This window comes from Streptomyces yongxingensis (genome assembly GCF_055597465.1).
This window is the reverse complement of the sequence record NZ_CM145717.1, coordinates 1,625,302-1,644,064: the sequence shown is the minus strand read 5'-3', so window position 1 is coordinate 1,644,064 and position 18,763 is coordinate 1,625,302. Positions and strand designations below refer to the sequence as shown.

The 18,763-nt window shown below is 73.7% G+C and carries 20 protein-coding genes; 12 read left to right on the top strand and 8 right to left on the bottom strand.

Annotated elements, in window-relative coordinates:
* Positions 1-65 precede the first annotated feature (65 nt).
* Positions 66-1,154: an NAD-dependent epimerase/dehydratase family protein gene (locus ACZ6TD_RS06585; RefSeq protein ID WP_471351541.1), complete on the top strand. Its 1,089-nt coding sequence runs from the start codon at positions 66-68 to the stop codon at positions 1,152-1,154.
* A 175-nt stretch (positions 1,155-1,329) separates the two neighbouring features.
* A complete protein-coding gene (locus tag ACZ6TD_RS06580; protein WP_471351539.1) occupies positions 1,330-2,397 on the top strand; it encodes a phosphatidylinositol-specific phospholipase C domain-containing protein in 1,068 nt (355 codons plus the stop codon).
* A 7-nt stretch (positions 2,398-2,404) separates the two neighbouring features.
* Here the strand turns inward: ACZ6TD_RS06580 and ACZ6TD_RS06575 are convergent, their stop codons facing one another.
* Both ACZ6TD_RS06575 and ACZ6TD_RS06570 read right to left on the bottom strand, forming a co-directional pair.
* Positions 2,405-2,641 carry a dodecin gene (locus tag ACZ6TD_RS06575; protein WP_191066600.1) on the bottom strand — a complete coding sequence of 79 codons (237 nt, stop codon included), beginning with the start codon at positions 2,639-2,641 and terminating at the stop codon, positions 2,405-2,407.
* An 87-nt stretch (positions 2,642-2,728) separates the two neighbouring features.
* Positions 2,729-3,190: a universal stress protein gene (locus tag ACZ6TD_RS06570; protein WP_198273078.1), complete on the bottom strand. Its 462-nt coding sequence runs from the start codon at positions 3,188-3,190 to the stop codon at positions 2,729-2,731.
* A 106-nt stretch (positions 3,191-3,296) separates the two neighbouring features.
* Here ACZ6TD_RS06570 and ACZ6TD_RS06565 point away from each other — a divergent pair, with 106 nt between their 5' ends.
* Both ACZ6TD_RS06565 and ACZ6TD_RS06560 read left to right on the top strand, forming a co-directional pair.
* Positions 3,297-4,148, top strand: a complete 852-nt coding sequence (locus ACZ6TD_RS06565) for a metallophosphoesterase family protein (RefSeq protein ID WP_037962634.1) — start codon at positions 3,297-3,299, stop codon at positions 4,146-4,148.
* A 173-nt stretch (positions 4,149-4,321) separates the two neighbouring features.
* Positions 4,322-5,614 carry a cytochrome P450 gene (locus ACZ6TD_RS06560; RefSeq protein ID WP_471351537.1) on the top strand — a complete coding sequence of 431 codons (1,293 nt, stop codon included), beginning with the start codon at positions 4,322-4,324 and terminating at the stop codon, positions 5,612-5,614.
* Here ACZ6TD_RS06560 and ACZ6TD_RS06555 read toward each other — a convergent pair.
* The 4 genes from ACZ6TD_RS06555 to ACZ6TD_RS06540 all read right to left on the bottom strand — a co-directional run bounded on the left by ACZ6TD_RS06555 (position 5,577) and on the right by ACZ6TD_RS06540 (position 9,823).
* Positions 5,577-6,347 (bottom strand): bestrophin-like domain, encoded by a 771-nt coding sequence (locus ACZ6TD_RS06555; protein WP_471351535.1) that lies wholly within the window; start codon positions 6,345-6,347, stop codon positions 5,577-5,579. The genes ACZ6TD_RS06560 and ACZ6TD_RS06555 overlap by 38 nt on opposite strands.
* Before the next feature lie 34 nt (positions 6,348-6,381).
* Positions 6,382-6,534, bottom strand: a complete 153-nt coding sequence (locus ACZ6TD_RS06550; protein ID WP_198281190.1) for a hypothetical protein — start codon at positions 6,532-6,534, stop codon at positions 6,382-6,384.
* 818 nt (positions 6,535-7,352) lie between these two features.
* Positions 7,353-8,075 (bottom strand): crotonase/enoyl-CoA hydratase family protein, encoded by a 723-nt coding sequence (locus ACZ6TD_RS06545; RefSeq protein WP_471357518.1) that lies wholly within the window; start codon positions 8,073-8,075, stop codon positions 7,353-7,355.
* Positions 8,076-8,176: 101 nt separating this feature from the next.
* Positions 8,177-9,823 (bottom strand): acyl-CoA dehydrogenase family protein, encoded by a 1,647-nt coding sequence (locus tag ACZ6TD_RS06540; protein ID WP_471351534.1) that lies wholly within the window; start codon positions 9,821-9,823, stop codon positions 8,177-8,179.
* A gap of 102 nt (positions 9,824-9,925) precedes the next feature.
* Here ACZ6TD_RS06540 and ACZ6TD_RS06535 point away from each other — a divergent pair, with 102 nt between their 5' ends.
* The gene (locus ACZ6TD_RS06535) at positions 9,926-10,666 is read left to right on the top strand and encodes a PaaX family transcriptional regulator C-terminal domain-containing protein (RefSeq protein WP_471351533.1); all 741 of its coding nucleotides are present in this window, start codon (positions 9,926-9,928) and stop codon (positions 10,664-10,666) included.
* A gap of 18 nt (positions 10,667-10,684) precedes the next feature.
* Here the strand turns inward: ACZ6TD_RS06535 and ACZ6TD_RS06530 are convergent, their stop codons facing one another.
* A complete protein-coding gene (locus ACZ6TD_RS06530; RefSeq protein ID WP_471351531.1) occupies positions 10,685-11,689 on the bottom strand; it encodes a LacI family DNA-binding transcriptional regulator in 1,005 nt (334 codons plus the stop codon).
* Positions 11,690-11,875: 186 nt separating this feature from the next.
* On the opposite strand from ACZ6TD_RS06530, the gene ACZ6TD_RS06525 reads away from it, so the two are divergent.
* The 7 genes from ACZ6TD_RS06525 (at position 11,876) to ACZ6TD_RS06495 (ending at position 17,736) form a co-directional block, all read left to right on the top strand.
* Entirely contained in the window at positions 11,876-12,520 is a 645-nt protein-coding gene (locus tag ACZ6TD_RS06525) for a TetR/AcrR family transcriptional regulator (protein WP_471357515.1), read from the top strand.
* Positions 12,521-12,555: 35 nt separating this feature from the next.
* Positions 12,556-13,713, top strand: a complete 1,158-nt coding sequence (locus tag ACZ6TD_RS06520; RefSeq protein WP_471351530.1) for an acetyl-CoA C-acetyltransferase — start codon at positions 12,556-12,558, stop codon at positions 13,711-13,713.
* 152 nt (positions 13,714-13,865) lie between these two features.
* Positions 13,866-14,288 carry a septal ring lytic transglycosylase RlpA family protein gene (locus tag ACZ6TD_RS06515; protein ID WP_470007046.1) on the top strand — a complete coding sequence of 141 codons (423 nt, stop codon included), beginning with the start codon at positions 13,866-13,868 and terminating at the stop codon, positions 14,286-14,288.
* Between the two features lie 13 nt (positions 14,289-14,301).
* Complete coding sequence (locus ACZ6TD_RS06510; RefSeq protein ID WP_471351527.1) at positions 14,302-14,937, top strand: cell wall protein; 636 nt, start codon at positions 14,302-14,304, stop codon at positions 14,935-14,937.
* On the top strand, positions 14,934-15,794 hold the full coding sequence (locus tag ACZ6TD_RS06505; protein WP_471351524.1) for a MauE/DoxX family redox-associated membrane protein: 861 nt from the start codon (positions 14,934-14,936) through the stop codon (positions 15,792-15,794). The genes ACZ6TD_RS06510 and ACZ6TD_RS06505 overlap by 4 nt, the downstream gene beginning before the upstream one ends.
* Positions 15,795-15,944: 150 nt before the next feature.
* Positions 15,945-16,814 (top strand): ribonuclease BN, encoded by an 870-nt coding sequence (locus tag ACZ6TD_RS06500; protein WP_471351523.1) that lies wholly within the window; start codon positions 15,945-15,947, stop codon positions 16,812-16,814.
* A 178-nt stretch (positions 16,815-16,992) separates the two neighbouring features.
* Entirely contained in the window at positions 16,993-17,736 is a 744-nt protein-coding gene (locus ACZ6TD_RS06495) for a Mut7-C RNAse domain-containing protein (protein ID WP_471351521.1), read from the top strand.
* A gap of 107 nt (positions 17,737-17,843) precedes the next feature.
* On the opposite strand, the gene ACZ6TD_RS06490 is transcribed toward ACZ6TD_RS06495, so the two are convergent.
* Positions 17,844-18,689 (bottom strand): glutathione S-transferase C-terminal domain-containing protein, encoded by an 846-nt coding sequence (locus tag ACZ6TD_RS06490; RefSeq protein WP_471351519.1) that lies wholly within the window; start codon positions 18,687-18,689, stop codon positions 17,844-17,846.
* Positions 18,690-18,763 lie beyond the last annotated feature (74 nt).

Sequence of the window (18,763 nt, the reverse complement as noted above, 5' to 3'; positions counted from 1 at the left end):
AGGGCTGGAACCAGGCCCGAGACCGGGACGGCTGAGGACAAGACGCTGCCGGAAGGAGCGGACACATGGGTGTCAAGCACGGAATGCGCGTGGTGGTGGTCGGGGCCACCGGCAACGCCGGAACGAGCGTCGTCCGCGCGCTCGGCGAGGCCCCGGACGTCGAGTCGATCGTGGGCGTCGCCCGCAGGGTGCCCAGCTGGTCGCCGCCGAAGACCACCTGGGTACGGGCGGACATCGGGCGGGACGCCGGTGAGGAGGCCGGCCTCGTACGGCACTTCGAGGGCGCCGACGCGGTCATCCACCTCGCCTGGCTGATCCAGCCCAGCCACCGGCCCGCCGTCACCTGGGCCACCAATGTCCTCGGCAGCAAGCGGGTCTTCCAGGCGGTGGCACGGGCCGAGGTGCCGGTGCTGGTGTACGCCTCCTCGGTGGGCGCCTACTCGCCCGGCCCCGAGGACGGCCGCCCGGTGGACGAGTCCTGGCCCACCGACGGCTGGCCGGAGGCCGCGTACTGCCGGGAGAAGGCATATGTGGAGCGGATGCTGGACGCCTTCGAACGGGAGCATCCGCAGGTCCGGGTGGTGCGGATGCGGCCCGGCTTCCTCTTCAAGGAGGAGGCGGCGGCCGAGCAGCGCCGGCTGTTCATGGGCCCGTTCCTGCCCCGGCGGCTGGTCCGCTCCACCTTCCTGCCCGCCGTCTTCGACCTGCCCGGACTGCGGCTCCAGATCCTGCACACCGACGACGCCGCCGAGGCGTACCGGCTGGCGCTCGGCCGGCAGGTGCGCGGCGCGTTCAACCTCGCGGCCGAACCGCCGGTGGACGGCGGGACGCTGGCCGGTCTGCTGGAGGCGCGGACGATGCGGATCCCGCGCTTCGCCGCCCGCTCGGCCATGGCCGCGGCCTGGCATCTGCATCTGCTGCCTCCCTCGCCGCACCTGTTCGACGCCGCCCTGCGGCTCCCGCTGATGGACACCACCCGCGCCCAGGAGGAACTGGGCTGGCGGCCCCGGCACACCGCCGTCGAGACGCTCCAGGAATTCCTCACCGGGCTGCGGCGCGGCACCGGGATGGACCAGACCGCGCCGCTGGCCCCCAAGCTGCCCGGCGGACGGGTGCGCGAGGCCGCGACGACCGGTGTGGGGGAGCGGCCCTGACGGGGGCCCGCCCCTGAACCACCCCCAGCCGTGTGAGACGCGGCACATGAGACGGGCTCAGCGGCAGTACGCCGCCGGGCCCGTACCGCTGTGACCCATGACCCCTCGTAACCCGTGACGCGACTCCCGTACCCTTCTGCCCAGTTGGTCGGGACATCGACGAGGGTGGGGACACATGGGCAGGGTGGGGAGTCCGGCGCGCGGTCATGCCCGGCGCACGGGAACGGTGGCGGTCGCCGCGGCGGCCGCCGCACTGTGTCTGACGGCACCGGCGGAGGCCCGGCCCGCCACCGCGGACGACCCGTCCTACTCCGCCACCACCTCGGTGGGGGTGCACAACGCCTACGAGAAGGCCAAGTACCCCTATTTCGCCGACGCGCTGGACTCCGGAGCCTCGCTCCTGGAACTCGATGTGTGGACCAACGCCTTCGGCGCCGGCTGGCGGGTCTCGCACGCCAACCCGCTCGGCAACGACAACAACTGCGAGAACGCCGCGAACCCGGGCGAGCTGCGCACCAAGCCCCGCGACCAGAGCCTGGCCGGCTGCCTCGCCGACATGCGGGCCTGGCACCAGGCCCATCCGGGGCACCGTCCCATCCTCGTCAAGGTGGAGATGAAGGACGGCTTCAACGGCAAGAAGGGACGCGGCCCGGCCGACCTCGACGCCCTCCTCGGCGCCACCCTGGGCGACGCGGTGCTGCGCCCGGCGGACGTGGTGGGCGGCCGTGCCACCCTCGACGAGGCGGTTCGGGCGGGCGGCTGGCCGTCCCGCTCGGCGCTCGCGGGCAAGTTCGTCGTCGAGCTGATACCGGGCACGGTCGAGGAGAACAACCCCCTGGACACGCTGTGGACCGACCGTGAGTACGCCACCCATCTGCGGGACCTGTCGGCGGCCGGGAAGCTCGGCCAGGCCGCCGCCTTCCCCGCCGTCCACGGCGCCGCCTCGGGCGACCCGCGCACCCGCTACACCGACGCCGCCCTCCGGCCGTGGTTCGTGCTCTTCGACGGGGACGCGTCCACGTATGTCACCAGCGGTATCGACACCGCCTGGTACGACGACCGCCACTACCTGCTGATCATGACGGACGCGCACAACGTGGCACCCCCGATCGACGGCACCAACCCCACCGAGACCCAGGCGCGGGACCGGGTGTCCGAACTCGCCGCCCGGCACGCCAGCTTCGCGACCGCCGACTGGTATCCGCTGCCGTCCGTGCTGTCCACCGTCGTGCCCCGTGGCTGAGCCGGAGTCAGCCGGCCCGGTCCCCGGAGCCGGCGTCGGGGTCCTCGAGCCGGAATCCGACCTTCAGCCCCACCTGGTAGTGCGCGATCCGGCCGTTCTCGATGTGCCCGCGCACTTGGCCGACCTCGAACCAATCAAGATTCCGGAGCGTCTTCGAGGCACGGCCGATGGCGGAGCGGATCGCGTCGTCGACGCTCTCGCTGGACGAGCCGACGATCTCGGTCACCCGGTAGGTGTGGGCCATGGCAGTCTCCCCGGTCGGTGGGGTGGTCCGGTCGCTTCTCCCACGGTGCCTCACCGTGCCGGGCTCCGCGAGCCGGACGGGCGGCCCCTACGGCACCACGGTGACCGGCCAGCGCCCGGCCTTGACCAGTCGTACGGCCACCGAGCCGATGAAGCGGTGCCCGGCCTGCTCGGACGCGCCCACCACCACGGCGTCGGCCTTCAGCTCATCGGCCGCCTGGGCCAGGCCGTTGTACGGATCGCCCCGGAAAGTGTGGAACTCCCAGCGCACCTCGAAGACCCCGCGCAGCCGCTCGGTGGCCTCCCGCATCTCCCGCATCAGCTCCTCGGCCACCTCACCCGTGGTGTCGGCCACCGAGGCACCGAGCGCCGCCCCCGCGGCCAGCACCGGCTGGATGTAGACCACGACCAGCAGCGCGTTCTGGCGTCTGGCCAGCCCGGCGGCGTAGGCCGTGGCGCGCCAGGAGGATTCGGAACCGTCCAGTCCGGCCACGATGACCTTCGGTCCGTCGGTTCCCCGTTCAAAAGACGGAGGGAGTTTGTCCACCACATCTGCGAGGCTAGCGCCAGGGACGGTCCGGTGATCACCCGGCCCGTACCGCGGTGCCCGCGCACCGCGACCGCGTCATGAGCGCCACCGTACGACAGGAGAGACAATGAGCGGCACCCACGGGGGCGAACTCCTCGCCATCAGCGACCTTCATGTGGCCTATCCGGAGAACCGGGCGATCGTGGAGCGGCTGCGCCCCGGCTCCGACGACGACTGGCTGATCGTCGCGGGGGACGTCGGCGAGGTGTTCTCCGAGATCGAGGAGGTCCTCGGCCTGCTGAGCGAGCGCTTCGCCAAGGTCATCTGGTCACCCGGGAACCACGAGCTGTGGACCCATCCCAAGGACCCCTTGGAAGTCCGGGGGGTGGCGCGCTACGAGGCGCTGGTGGAGATGTGCCGGGCGAAGGGCATCGTCACGCCCGAGGACCCCTACCCGCTCTGGGAGGGCATCGGCGGGCCGCTGGTCATCGCCCCGCTGTTCCTGCTCTACGACTACACCTTCCGCCTCGACGGCCTGGCCACCAAGGAGGCCGCGCTGGCCCACGCCCACGAGGCGGGGGTGGTCTGCACCGACGAGCACTTCCTGCACCCCGACCCCTACCCCACCCGCGACGCGTGGTGCCGGGCCCGGGTCGCCGAGACCGAGGCGCGGCTGGCGGCCGTCGACCCGGAGCTGCGGACCGTGCTCATCAACCACTGGCCGATGACCCGGCTGCCCACCAGGGTGCTGCGCTACCCCGACTTCGCGCTGTGGTGCGGCACCGAGCTGACCGCCGACTGGCATGTGCGGTTCCGGGCCGAGACGGTCGTCTACGGTCATCTGCACATCCCCCGGACCACGGTGGAGGACGGGGTGAAGTTCCAGGAGGTCTCGGTCGGCTACCCCCGGGAGTGGAAGGCCCACGGCCGGTTGCCGGAGGACCCGCTGCGCCGGATCCTGCCGGTGCCGGTGCCGTAGGGGGCCGCGCGGTGACCGGCGGGCTCGGGGGTCCGGTGGCTCGGGGTCCCGTGGCGAGCGGGGCTTCGTGACGAGCGGGGTGTCTGGACGGGCAGGGCCTTGTGACGAGTGGGGCCTCCTGACGGGCAGGGCGTCTTGACGGGCCCGGAGGGCGGCGCCGTACGGTCTCGGCTGTGAACCCTGTCGAGGCGTTCCTCCCCGAGACCTACGCCGCCGGTGTCCCGTACGCCCTGTTCGGCGAACTGCGGGCCACCCGCCCCGTCTGCCGGATCGACGAGCCCGCGGTCGGGGCCTGGCCGGCCGGCCCCGGCTTCTGGGCGGTGTTCCGGCACGCCGACGTCAAACACGTCCTGCGCACCCCCGAGGTCTTCTCCTCCCACCTCGGGGCCACCCAGATCCGCGACCCCGACACGCCCGCCGACCTGGAGTTCGTACGGGCGATGATGCTCAACCAGGACCCGCCCGACCACTCCCGCAGCCGCCGCATCGTCGCCGCGGCCTTCACCCCGCGCGCCGTACGGGAGCTGGAGGCGGTCATCGAGGAGCGCGCGGTGGCGCTCGTGGACTCCGTGGCCGGGCGCGGCGAGGCCGACTTCGTGGAGCTCGCCGCCGATCTGCCGGTCTGGACCCTCGCCCAGGTGATGGGCGTCCCCGAGGGCGACCGGCGGCTGCTGTTCGACTGGGCCGGCCGGGTCATCGGCTACCAGGACGCCGACTACGCCGGGCTGTCCACCGCGGCCCGCGAGGAGCTGAGCCCTATCGGGCGCGCCGCCCTCGCCCACCGGCCGGCCCCGGCGCCGCGCCGCCCCGACGGCAGGCCGATGAACCCGCGCTCCCGCGAGGCCCTGGCCGATATGTTCGCCTACGCCCACGCACTCGCCGAGCGGCCGCGGCCGGGCAGTGTGATGGCGCGGATGCGGGAGGGCGGGCTGAGCCGGGACGAGTTCGAGAACATGTTCTTCCTCTTCGCCGTGGCGGGCAACGAAACGCTGCGCAACGGCATCCCCGGTGGGCTGCTCACCCTGCTCGACCACCCCGAGAGCCTGGCCCTGCTGCGCGACCGGCCCGAGCTGACCGGCTCCGCGGTGGAGGAGATGCTGCGCTACTGGCCGCCCGTCATCGACTTCCGGCGCACCGCCACCCGCGATGTGGAGCTGGGCGGACAGCTCATCCGGCGCGGTGAGAAGGTCGTCGTCTTCCACGCCTCGGCCAACCGCGACGAGACGGTCTTCACCGACCCCGACCGGTTCGACATCACCCGCGCCCCCAACGACCATCTGAGCTTCGGCTTCGGACCGCACGTCTGCCTGGGCGCGCATCTGGCCCGGGTCCAGATGCGGGCCATGCTGCGCGCCGCCCTGGACCGGCTGCCGGGGCTGCGCCGGGCGGGTGAGCCGGTGCGCCTCACTTCCAACTTCCAGAACGGGCTCAAGACCCTCCCCGTGCGCTGGGGAACAGATCGGTGAAGGCCGCGGTCGAGTCGCCGACCGACCGTCCGAAGGGCTCGTCGAAGTCCCACACCAGGAAGAGCAGGAAGACGATGAGCGCGGTGAACATCACCGCGAGCATCAGCTCCCGGGGCGAGCGGCGGATCTGCAGGGTGAAGACCAGCCCGATCACCAGCGCCGCGCCCAGCACCAGGCCGAACCAGACCAGCGGGGGCATCGTGGACCCCGCGCTCTGCTGCCGGGCGTTGCGCGCGTCGTCCACGGCGGCCACCTGATCCACCATCGGCTGGTACGCCTGCGACTGGAGGTCGTTGTGCGGGGCCGCGCGGGTGACATCGCGGCGCAGGGTGGTCAGCAGCTCGGTGCCGCGGTCGGTGAGCTCGCCCTTGTCGAGCATCACCTTCCACTCGGTGTGCACCACATGGTCCACGTACGCGTCCACGTCGGCGCGGACGCGATCGCGCACCGGGCCGGGGTAGACGCTCGCCCGCTCGGTCACCTCGTGCAGCGCCTGCGCCTCCGTACGGACTCCGTCCTGCGCGGCGGAGCGCGCCTCCCAGACACCGGCGATGGCCAGGCCCAGCACGATCGCGTAGACCACGCCGATCATCATGATCATGTAGTCGAGGACATCGGGGGTCTCTTCCGGATCGTCATCCTCCCCGAGTCTGCGGGAGTTGAGGACCGCCCCGGTGACCACGACCGCGCAGGTCCCGGCCATCACCAGGGTCATAATCAGCCATTCGGGCATGGATGAACCTCCCAAGCGGTTCGGCGGTGGGCCGTCAGCCGCGCCGCCCGCCGCGCGCGCCGGAGCGCGAACGCGGACGCAGAGCGGCGGCCGCGAGGACCGCGGGCGCGGTGAGCAGCAGGGTGAAGGTGACCAAGGAGGTCCCGTTGTCGGGCTTCTTGTGCGCGGGTTTCTCGTACGCGTGCATCTCGACGGCACGGGTCCTGGTCGGTGCGGGAGCCGGCGCGGGGGGTGATGCCGGAGGCTGGGTGCGCGAGGGCGAGGGCGAGGGCGGCGGCAGCGGAAGCGCGGGCGCCCGTGTGGGCCAGGGCCCGGAGAGCCGCGGAGCGGGCGTGGGGGAGGGGGCCCGCGGCGTCGGGGTGGGGGTGGGTGTACGGCTCGGCGTGGCGGACGGGCTGGGGGTGGGCGTCGAGGACGGCGTCGGCGTCGGGGTGGGTGTAGGAGTCGGCGTGGGCGTGGGCGTGGGCGTGGGCGTCGGTGTCGGCGTGGGCGTAGGGGTCGGTGTCGGTTTAGGCGGTTTGGGCGGTTTGGGGCACCAGCCGTATCGGGCGACGAGGCCGACCGGGCCCGCCGAGACGGCGACGCACACACACAGGCCCGGGCCGATCCGGATGCGCACCGAGGCGAGCGGTCCGTCGTCCGGGCCCCCGGCCCAGGACCGGGTATCGGCCGTCGGCCGAGAGGTGGCGGACGCGGTCGCCGGGCCGTCACCGTCCTCCTCGGCCAGGGCTGTCGCCCCCGCCGAGGTGAGGACAAGGGCAGTGGCCAGGACCCCCGCACGCCATACGCGCTGCCATCGCTTCACGAGAAGATGTTCGGCCGAACGGGCGCCCGCCAGCCGTGTGACCACCGGAATTCCCCCGAATAGGGGAATGGGCAGTGCTGACATTGGCGCATCGAGGTTCAGCGGAGGATATTCCCCTCATGCGCGCTCGGCTGACCGGGGGCGGCCCGGCCCCTGGGCGATGTCCCTGGCCCCGCCCCCGGTCCCAGCCGGTCCGCCGGTCACGGCTCGCCGAAGCTCCCATGCCGTCCCGCGCCCGCCGCGAACCGCGCCGCGCCGTCCAGCCCCTCGGCCAGCGCCGCCTGACCGTGGCGCAGCTCCCGCGCCATGGCCTCGTCCTCCGGCAGCCCCTCCTGCTCCAGCAGCGAGGCCCGGTCCGAGCGCAGACACGTCTGCGGAAAGCGGGCGATCTCGGCCGCCAGCCGCTCGGCCTCGGCCCGCGCCCGCCCCGGCGGTACGACGCGGTTGGCGAGCCCGATGGCATACGCCTCGTCGGCCGGCACCGGCCGTCCCGTCAGCACCAGGTCCATCGCCCGGCTCGCGCCGATCAGCCGTGGCAGCCTCACCGTTCCGCCGTCGATCAGCGGGACGCCCCAGCGGCGGCAGAACACCCCGAAGACCGCGTCCTCCTCGGCGACGCGCAGATCGCACCAGAGCGCCAGCTCCAGCCCGCCCGCCACCGCGTGCCCGCTGACCGCCGCGATCACCGGCTTGGACAGCCGTAGCCGGGTGGGCCCCATGGGGCCGTCGCCGTCCTCGGCCACCCGGTTGCCGCGCGGTGTGCCGACCGCCTTCAGATCGGCGCCGGAGCAGAAGCTGCCGCCCTCGCCCCACAGCACCGCGACCCGTGCCTCGGGGTCGGCGTCGAAGGCGCGGAAGGCGTCGGCCAGCGCCGTGGCGGTCGCGCCGTCGACGGCGTTGCGCACCTCGGGGCGGGAGAGCACGACCGTGGTGACCGGGCCCTCCCGCTCCGTGCGAACCGTAAGGCGCGCACCGGCCGCGGCTTCCGCTGTTTCCCGTGGATCCGCCGGGCCGTCCGTGGGCGTCACCGCGCGTCCTTCGGGCGGGCCCGCTCCAGGATCGGGCCGGTGTCCGTACCGGGCGGCAGGGTGCCGAAGGCGTGCCCCCAGTCCCCGTCGAGCCGCGAGGCGCAGAACGCGTCGGCGACCGCCGGATGGCTGTACCGCACCAGCAGGCTGCCCTGGAGCACCAGCGTCATCTGCTCGGCCAGCCGGCGCGCCAGCAACTGCGCCCGCTCGGGGTCGGTGAGCCGCGGCAGCAGCCCGCGCAGCCGGTCCACGGCCGCGTCCAGCCGGGCGTCGGCCCCGGCCGCGGCGTCGACCTCGGCCAGGAACGCCTCCAGAGCGCCGTTCTCCCGGCCCAGCGCGCGCAGTACGTCGAGCGCGGCGACGTTCCCCGAGCCCTCCCAGATCGACAGCAGGGGAGCCTCGCGATACAGGCGAGGCATCCCGGACTCCTCCACATAGCCGTTGCCACCCAGGCACTCCAGGGCCTCGGCGGCGTGGGTGGCGCCGCGCTTGCACACCCAGTACTTGCTCACCGCGAGCCCCAGCCTGCGCAGCGCCGCCTCGCCCTCGTCCCCGGCCTCCGCGCGGTCCAGGGCGGACGCGAGCCGCATCGCGAGCGTGGTGGCCGCCTCCGACTCGACCGCCAGATCGGCGAGCACATTGCGCATCAGCGGCTGGTCGACCAGCTCGGCGCCGAACGCCCGGCGGTGCTCGGCGTGGTGCAGCGCCTGCCGCAGCCCGGCCCGCATGCCCGCCGCCGAGCCGATGACGCAGTCCAGCCGGGTGACGTTGACCATCTCCACGATGGTCCGCACCCCGCGGCCCGGTTCGCCGACCCGCCAGGCCAGGGCGGACTCGTACTCGATCTCGGCCGACGCGTTGGAGCGGTTGCCCAGCTTGTTCTTGAGCCGCATCAGCCGCAGTGGATTGCGGCTGCCGTCCGGCAGCACCCGGGGCACCAGGAAGCAGGTGACCCCCTCCTCCGTCTGGGCCAGCGTGAGGAAGACATCGCTCATCGGCGCGGAGGTGAACCACTTGTGGCCGGTGAGGACGTAGCGGCCCGCACCGTCCGGTACGGCCCGGGTGGTGTTGGCGCGGACGTCCGAGCCGCCCTGCTTCTCCGTCATCGACATGCCCGCGATCAGGCCCCGCTTGCCGAGCGGCGGCCGCAGCCCGAAGTCGTAGGTGCGGGCGGCCAGCAGCGGCTCGTACACGGCGGCGAGCTCCGGCTCGGCGCGCAGCGCCGGGACCGCGGCGTACGTCATGGAGATCGGGCAGCCATGGCCGGGCTCGGCCTGTGCGAAGGCGTAGAACTTGGCCGCGCGCACCAGGTGGGCGCCGGGGCGGGTCTCGCTCCACGCGGCCGCGTGCTGGCCGCTCTCCACGGCGACGCCCATCAGCTCGTGGTAGGCGGGGTGGTACTCGACTTCGTCGACGCGGTGGCCGTAGCGATCGTGGGTGTGCAGCACCGGGGGGTGCTCCTCGGCCATCCGCGCCCAGTCCTGCACCTCGGCGGAACCGGCCCGCGCGCCGAGGTCCCGCACCTCCTGTTCGCCCCAGCCGCCGCCGTGCCGCCGCAGGGCCTCCAGCAGGGCGGGGTCGTCCGCGGTGCTGAAGCCGATGAGCGGCGGGGCCTGGTTGAGGACCTCGTGCGTAGCGCTCATGGCAGACATCTCCTCGTTCGCGGTGGTCTCCCGGGTCCGGCCGGGTCTTACACTTCCAGTATGCGCGACGAAGAACTGTAATGGATAGGGTTTCGCGTAACCATGGACGACACCGGAACGCTCACCCTGCGGCCGCTGACCGCGCGCTCGGTCGTGCTCAGCACCCTGCTGGGCCTGCACCCGCCCCAGCTGCCCGCCCGCGCCCTGGTGCGCGTCGGCGCACTCTTCGGCACCGCCGAGGGCACCATCCGGGTCGCGCTCACCCGCATGGTCGCGGCCGGTGACCTGGAGCAGAGCGATGGCACCTACCGGCTCACCGACCGGCTGCTGGCCCGCCAGGCACGGCAGGACGAGAGCCGCGCCCCCCGCACCCGCCGCTGGGACGGCGACTGGGAGATCGCGATCGTCACCTCCGACCGGCGTGAGGCGGCCGAGCGCGCCGCCCTCCGCCAGGCCATGGCCACCCTGCGCCTGGCCGAACTGCGCGAGGGCACCTGGATGCGCCCCGCCAATCTCGTCCACCCACGCCCGGACGTCGCCGCCGAGCAGTGCGGCTGGTTCACCGGCGCGCCGGAGGGCGATCCGGCCGAGCTCGCCGCGCGCCTGTGGGACCTGGGCGGCTGGGCCCACCAGGCCCGGCTGCTCGGCGCGGCACTGGACGACGCGAAGGAACCGGCCGACCGCTTCACCGTCGCGGCCGCCGCCCTCCGCCACCTCCTCGCCGACCCCGTCCTCCCCGCCCGGCTCCTGCCGGAGGACTGGCCGGGCGCCGAGCTACGCCGCCGCTACGACGCGTTCGAACGCGACTTCCGGGCGTGGCTGCCGCGGTACGCGGGCGGCTGACCACGAGGGTGCCCCCGGCTACGCCGATTCGCGGATCACCAGTTCCGTGGGGAGGACCAGCGCCGGTTCGATGGTCTCTCCGGCGGTCAGGCGCAGCAGTTGGCGGGCCAGGCGGCGGCCGATGCCGCCTATCGGCTGGCGCACGGTGGTCAGCGGGGGCTCGGTGTAGCGCGCGGGCTCTATGTCGTCGAAGCCGACCACCGCCACGTCGTCCGGCACCCGCCGGCCCGCCCGGCGCAGCGCCCGCAGCACCCCGATCGCCATCAGGTCGGAGGCCACGAACACCCCGTCCAGTCGCGGCTCCCGGTCCAGCAGCTCCCGCATCGCGGCGGCCCCGGACTCCTGGGTGAAGTCCCCGACCGCGACATGCGCCGCCAGCCGCGCCCCGTCCAGCACCGCCCGGTAGCCCGAGAGCCGGTCCATCCCGGCCACCATGTCCTGCGGGCCCGCGACCGTGGCGACGCGGGTGCGCCCGGAGCGGATCAGATGCTCCACGGCCAGCGCCGCGCCCGCCGCGTTGTCCACCCCCACGTACGGCGGCGACGCCGGGCCCGGCACCCGCTCGTTGCAGACCACCGGGATGCCCATCCGGGCCAGCGCGGCCGGCAGCGGATCGGCGCCGTGCATCGACGCGACCATGACCCCGTCCACATGGCGGGCCAGCGCGAAGCGCTCGATGCGGTCGCGGCTGGCGGGGGAGCGGGCCATCATCAGCACCAGCTGCTTGTCCGCGCCCTCCAGCTCCTGGCTCACCCCGCGCACCACGCCCGGGAAGAACCGGTCGTCGGAGAAGACCCGGCCCGGCTCCTCGGGAAGCACCAGCGCGAAGGAGTCGGTGCGCTGGGTGACCAGGCTGCGGGCCGCCTGGTTGGGGATGTAGCCCAGCTCCTGGATGGCGCTCAGGACCGCCTCACGACTGTCCTCGCCGACCTTGGTCGAGCCGTTGACGACACGGGAGACGGTGGCGCGCGAGACACCCGCGCGCCGTGCCACGCTCTCGAGGGTGGGCCGGGGCCGGTGCATCCGCGCATACCTCGCTGTTCGCTCAACCATGGGTCGATACAGCATGGATCAAGACCGGTCAGGGCGCGAGGACGCGTGCGCGCCAAACCGACGGGGAGCCCAGGCGAGAATGAGAACGTGCCGAATTCCACCGGGAACCGCGCTTCCACCGGAAACAGCGCGAAGAACAGCGAGAAGAAGACGACCGTGACCCCGTCCCCCGAGCGTCGGCGGGAACTGCTCTCGACCGCGGCGGAGGTCTTCGCCGCCCAGGGCTACAACGCGACCACGGTCCGCCGGATCGCGGACGAGGCGGGGATGCTCGCGGGCAGCCTCTACTACCACTTCGACTCCAAGGAGTCGATGGTCGACGAGATCCTCTCCACCTTCCTGAACGAGCTCTGGGCCGGGTACGACGCGGTGCTCGGCGCCGGCCTCGGCCCCCGGGAGACCGTCGAGGCGCTCGTCACCGAGTCCTTCCGGGAGATCGACCGGCACCGCGCCGCCGTCGCGATCTACCAGAAGGAGTCCAAGCACCTGTCCACGCGGCCGCGCTTCCGCTACCTCACCGAATCGCAGGGGAGGTTCGAGCGGGCGTGGCTGGGCGCGCTGGAGCGCGGAGTGGCCGAGGGGGTCTTCCGCGCCGACCTCGACATCCGGCTGGCGTACCGCTTCCTGCGCGACACGGTGTGGGTCGCCGCCTCCTGGTACCGGCCGGGCGGCCGGCACAGCCCCGAGGAGATCGCCCGCCAGTATCTGTCGATGGTCCTGGACGGCATCACTCCGCGAGAAGAACGTCGAGAGCGGACACGTCGGGACCGGGCACGTCGAGACCGGGCACAACGACCGTAAGACCGTCATGACCCGAGGGACCTCAAGGAGCTGTCATGCCCGAGGCATACATCGTGGAAGCGGTGAGGACGCCGGTGGGGCGGAGGAAGGGCGGGTTCGCCTCCGTCCATCCCGCCGACCTCGGCGCCCACGTCCTGCGCACGCTGATGGAGCGCTCGGGCGCCGATCCGGCCGCCGTCGAGGACGTCGTCTTCGGCTGTCTGGACACCGTGGGCCCGCAGGCCGGGGACATCGCACGCACCTGCTGGCTGGCCGCCGGGCTCCCGGAGGAGGTCCCGGGCGTGACCGTCGACCGGCAGTGCGGCTCCTCGCAGCAGGCCCTGCACTTCGCCGCCCAGGCGGTGCTCTCCGGCACCCAGGACCTGGTGGTCGCGGGCGGGGTGCAGAACATGTCGATGGTGCCCATCGGCTTCGCCGGCGGCAGGGCCGGCGAGCCCCTGGGACTGACCGAAGGCCCCTTCGCGGGCTCGGAGGGGTGGCGGGCGCGCTACGGCGACCGGCCGGTCAGCCAGTTCTACGGAGCCGAGCTGATCGCCGAGAAGTGGGGCATCACCCGCGAGGCCATGGAGGAGTTCGCCCTCGGCTCGCACCAGCGGGCGCTGCGCGCCATCGACGAGGGCCGCTTCGACCGCGAGACCGTCCCGTTCCGGGACGTCTCGGTGGACGAGGGGCCGCGCCGGGACACCAGCCTGGAGAAGATGGCCGCCCTCGAGCCGCTCATCGAGGGCGGGCGGCTCACCGCGGCGCTCTCCTCCCAGGTCTCCGACGGCGCCGCGGCCCTGCTGCTCGCCTCCGAACGGGCCGTACGGGAGCACGGCTTGACCCCGCGCGCCCGGGTGCACCATCTGTCGGTGCGCGGCGAGGACCCGATCCGGATGCTGTCCGCGCCCATCCCGGCGACCGCGCACGCGCTGAAGAAGACCGGGCTGACCATCGGCGACATCGACCTGGTCGAGATCAACGAGGCGTTCGCCCCCGTCGTCCTGGCCTGGCTGGAGGAGACCGGCGCCGACCCCGAGCGGGTCAACGTCAACGGCGGCGCCATCGCCCTGGGCCACCCGCTCGGCGCCACCGGCGCCAAGCTGATGACGACCCTCCTGCACGAACTGGAGCGCACCGGCGGCCGCTACGGACTGCAGACGATGTGTGAGGGCGGCGGCCAGGCGAACGTGACGATCGTCGAGCGGTTGTGAGGACCGCGACCACCGACTCGACGGACGGAGTCCGGCGCATCGCCGAGTGGTTGTGAGGACTCCGACCGGACGCCTTCCCGTGGCGACCGCGCCCGGCCCCGCAGATGATGGTGCTGCTCCGAGGGCGGGACCGAGGCCGGGAGGACGGTGCCATGGCGTGCGGATCGACCAAGCTCTGGAACGGCGAGGCCACCTGGTTCTGTTGTGGCAGCGCCTGGGGTCCGTGCGCCTCCGCGGGCGGCGGGGCGTGCGGCACCTGCCGGTCCAGCGCGCTGCAGGCCGCATGGCCCCACGCCTCCAAGGCGTGCTGGGACATCACCCGGCCGGACCTGTGCGGCGAGGACATACCCCGGCGCGGCTGCGGCTCGGTGATGAAGGTGCGCCATGACTGCTCGGGCGCGAGCGTCTGTGTCACCGTCAGCGACTGCGGCCCGCGTACCCGCAGCTTCTGCTCCGAGTCCACCTGCTGCGACGGGGTCTGCCGCACCAACCGGGTCATCGACCTCACCCCCGCCGCCTTCTCCGCCATCGGCAGCCTGAGCTCCGGCACCCTGCCGGTCTCCATCTTCGAATGAGGCGGGCCCGGCCATGAGCGCGTACCGAACCGGCGACCCCCTCGATCGCCGTCGCTTCCTCACCACCGCCGCCCTCCACGGCGCCACCGTCATCGGGGCGACCGCCCTGGGCGCCGTGGACGCCGACGCCGCCTTCGCCGCCCCGATACACCCCCTGGACCCCGCGGTCGCCGAGAGCGCCTTCGCCGAGGGGCGGATCACCGCGATCAACGACGACGTCCTGGAGGTCGCGGGCTCCTACGGCGACCACTCCCGGGTGCGGGTCACGGGCGCCACCAGCGTCTGGAAGGCACGGGCCACCACCGCGGCCGACATCGAGACCGGCGACGGACTCTACGCCCGCGGCGTCCCGCTGCCCGACGGCACCATCGCGGCCGACGCGGTGTGGGTCAACATCGTGAACCTCCACGCCACCATCCGCGGCATCGAGAAGACCCGGCTGCACCTCGCCCACGGGCAGCACGAGATCGTCGGCAACCTCATGGCGGAGACCACCAGCGCCGCGTACGGCACCGCCTCGCCCACCGCCGATCTGTCCCGGCTCACCATCGGGCAGAGCGCCCAGGTCCTGGGCGCGTGGCGGCCGTCCGACGGCTCCGTGGACCTCGTCCGGGTCGCGGTCGCCCCCGGCGCGGGGAGGCGGCGGTGAGCACCCTGGTCCGCGACCTCGCCCCGCTGGTGCTCGCCGGGGTGCTCGGGCCGGCCGGTGCGGGCAAGCTGTTCGGCCGGGGCACCGCCCGGCAGGCGCCGCGTACCGCGCTCGCGCGGCTGCTGCGCGACGGCGGCCGGGCCGCGCTCGCCCTCCGCGTCCTCGGCGCGGTCGAACTCCTCCTCGCCGCCGCGCTGCTGGCACCGCCCGTCACCCCGCTCCCGGGAGCGGCGGCCGCCCTCCTCGGCGCGGGCTTCATCGGCTATCTCGGATACGCCCGCGCCGCCGCGCCCGGCTCCTCCTGCGGCTGTACGGCCCGGCCGGACACCCCCCTCACCTGGCGCGCCTTCGCCCGCGCCGCCACGGTTCTCGCGGGCGGGGTCGCGGCGGCCCTGGCCCAACAGCCCTGGTGGACCGCGGCGGGCCGCCGTCCGGCCGCGGCGCTGTGCCTGGTCCTGGCCGCGGCGACGGCCCTGACGGCCCTCTCCGCCGATCCGGAGCGCCGCTGGCGGATGCCGCTGCGCCGACTGCGGCTGCGGATCACCGGGCATCCGCTCGCCGCGACCGGAGCGCGGACGGCGGTCCCGGTCGCCGCGACCGTCGAACTGCTGGAGCGCTCGCGCGCCTGGCAGAGCGTCTCCCGCGTGGTGCGCTCCGCGCTGCTGGACCACTGGGACGACGGCGGCTGGCGCATCCTCCAGTTCGCCGGGGTGTACGGGGGCGGCCCGGCCGCGAGGCCCGTGCTGGTGCTCTTCGCGGTGGACGCCGGGGCCAGCCTGGACACGGTGCGCGAGCCCGCCGTCCGGGTCAGCGTCATCGACGCGGACAGCGGGGCCCCGGTCATGGCCACGGCGTGAGGCCCGCCGAGCGGGCACCGACGGCCGCCCGGACACCGCACGCGTGTTCCGGCGGCATGCACGGCGGAGCTCCCGGCGGAACGTCACCACCCCGCGTAGCCTGGACGGCACTGCCCAGGTCGAGCCGGTGGCGTGGGTAGGGGAGTGGCTATGTCCGAGAATCGGTCCGCGTTCGGCTCCCGGGGGCCCAGGTCCTGGTCCTGGTGGCGGCGGCTGGAGGACACGTTCCACCGGTCCGCGATGGGACGCGGATGGCGCCGGGGCAGCGAATTCGAGCTGCTGCACCGTGCGATGGGCTTCGCCGCCCTGGGCTTCCTCACCCTGGTGCCCCTGCTGATCGTGGTCGCCGCGGCCGATCCGGTGAACCGGCTCGGCTTCGCCCAGTGGCTGGCCGAGGGCCTCGGGCTCACCTCGACCTCGCGGGACGAGGTGCAGCGGCTGTTCGCCCCGCCCAAGCAGGCGCTGGAGTCCACCACCGCCTTCGGTCTCGCCATGCTGGCCATCTTCGGAGTGCGCTTCGGCACGGTGCTCCAGGTCGGCTACGAGAAGGTGTGGGAGCTGCCGGCCGGCCGCTGGCACACGGTCTGGCGCCATCTGGTGTGGCTCGTGGTGCTGATCTGCTATCTGCTGCTCTCCGCCCATCTGGCGCCCGGTGTCTCCCGGGTGCTGGTGGCGGTGGTGGGCACGGTGCTGTTCTTCTGGTGGTCGCAGCGGCTGCTGCTGGGCGGGCGGATCAGCTGGGGCGCCCTGCTGCCCGGCGCGCTGGCCACCAGCGTCGGGCTGCTGGGGCTGCGGGTCTTCTCCCAGCTGGTGTTCTCCCCGCTGATCGCCTCCAGCACGGTCTCCTACGGCCCGGTCGGCACCGTCCTGGTCGTCCAGTCCTGGCTGGTCGGCGTCGGCTACGTGGTCTTCGGCGGTGCGCTCGTCGGGCGGGTGCTGCACGAGGACTACCTGCGGATGGTGGCATGGCGCCGCAAGCGGCGCCGCGACCGGGCCAAGGCGGCCGCGCCGCCGGAGTGACGCCCCGGCCCGCTCGAAGTGGCCCGCGAACAGCGGCTGCTCCGGTCTGCGTAGCCGCCACGCGGGTGTACGTCCACGACGCGCGGGACGGCGGGCCTGCTCGAATACACGGACACGCGGGTGCTCTGGTCCCGAAACGCCGTCGCCCCGGGTCGGGGGCGCCTGGCATGCTGGCGGTGTGAATGGACCCGAGATCCACGTCAGCCTCGCCCCTGAGCTGCGCTTCTTCGCCGTTCCCGAGCGGCGCCGCCCCTGGACGGCCGTCGTCACCGACGGCGTCTCCACCCTCGGCCATGTGGTCGAGTCGCTCGGGGTCCCGCTCACCGAGGTCGGCGGGCTGCTGGTGAACGGCGAGGAGACCGCCGTCTCGCATGTGCCGGGCGCCGGGGAGACCGTGGAGGTCCACCCGGTCGTCCGCCCGCAGCGGGTGCCGGGCGCGCCGCTGCGCTTCCTGCTCGATGTGCACCTGGGCACGCTCGCGCGGCGGCTGCGGCTGCTGGGCGTGGACGCCGCGTACGAGAGCGAGGACATCGGCGACCCCGAGCTGGCCGCGCGCTCCGCCGCCCAGCGGCGGGTGCTGCTCTCCCGCGACCGGGGGCTGCTGCGCCGCCGCGAGCTGTGGGCCGGGGCCTATGTCTACAGCGACCGGCCCGATGAGCAACTGCGCGACGTCCTCGGACGGTTCACCCCGAGCCTGGCGCCCTGGACCCGCTGTACCGCCTGCAACGGGCCGCTGGAGGACGCCGACAAGGAGACGGTCCGGGAGCAGCTCCAGCACGGCACCCGGCGCACGTACGACGTCTTCGCGCGCTGCACGGTCTGTGAGCGGGTCTACTGGCGCGGTGCCCACCACGCCCGTCTGGAGGCCATCGTGGCCGGGGCGATGGGCGAGTTCGGCGACGCCCGGGCCGCGCTGTCCTGAGCGCCGGGCCGTTCGCCGCGACGCCGAGCGGCGCTGACGGACGCGGCGCGGGCACTGGAAGTCGTGTCCGCCCGCGGCGAGTCCCATGATCGACCCGCGCCGGCCTCTCAGGACACCTCGTCCTGGGCGGCCTCCGGAAGCGTGGTGTGGAAGGCCGGGTGGGCGTGCAGCCGCCGCACATAGGCGCGCAGATGCCCATGGCGGGAGACCCGGTCGGCCGCGTCGGCGTCCAGGAGAGGCCGGTGCTCGGTGTCCAACTGGACGAGGGCCACCCACAGGTCCACATCGGCGGCGGTCAGCTCCTCGCCCAGGGCGTACGGCGCGGCCGTCAGCCCGCGGTCGAGCCGGCCGAGGGCGGTCAGCAGCCGCTCCAGCGCCGCGTCCCGGCACTCCGCCTCGGATGCCGTCCCGGCCTGCCGGGCGGCGTGGGTGACGTCCGCGTCGAGAAGGTCCCGGAGGGCGTCGATGTCCGGGGCGAGGGCCGCCGGGCGCAGCCGGGGGCGTCCGGTTCCGCCGTCGTCGCTCAGATGGCCGGCGAGGTCACGCAGGATGTCGGGCGTGTGATTGCTGACGACACGTCCGGTCCAGCCGTCGCACAGCGCGGGCGCGTCCACCGGTCCGTTGTAGCGGTGCCAGGTGGCCTCGTACGCCCCGCGCAGTGCGGCGTACGCCTCGGGGGTGTCGTCCGGGAGCCCGACGAGGGTGGTGGCCACGGTGTCCCGCAGCCCGAGCAGATCGAGGGTGATGGAGACGCGCAGTGAGAGCGGACAGCTCGCGGAGAGATAGAGCCGATAGCGATGCGGCACCGGATAGAAACCACCGGCGAGGTCGACGCCGATGCGGCTGCGGAAGCGGTGCGGTGGCGCGGGCGGGGCGATCCGGGGGCGGGGTGAGCAGGGGTCGGGGTCGAGAAGAGCGGCAGGACCTGAACTGACCGGAAACGTCTCGGACATGGCTCTCCAAGGCAGTGACGAAAAGCCCCGGCCCCGCCGGTTGAGGGCGGCGCCGATGGCGCGACGGAAGGGAA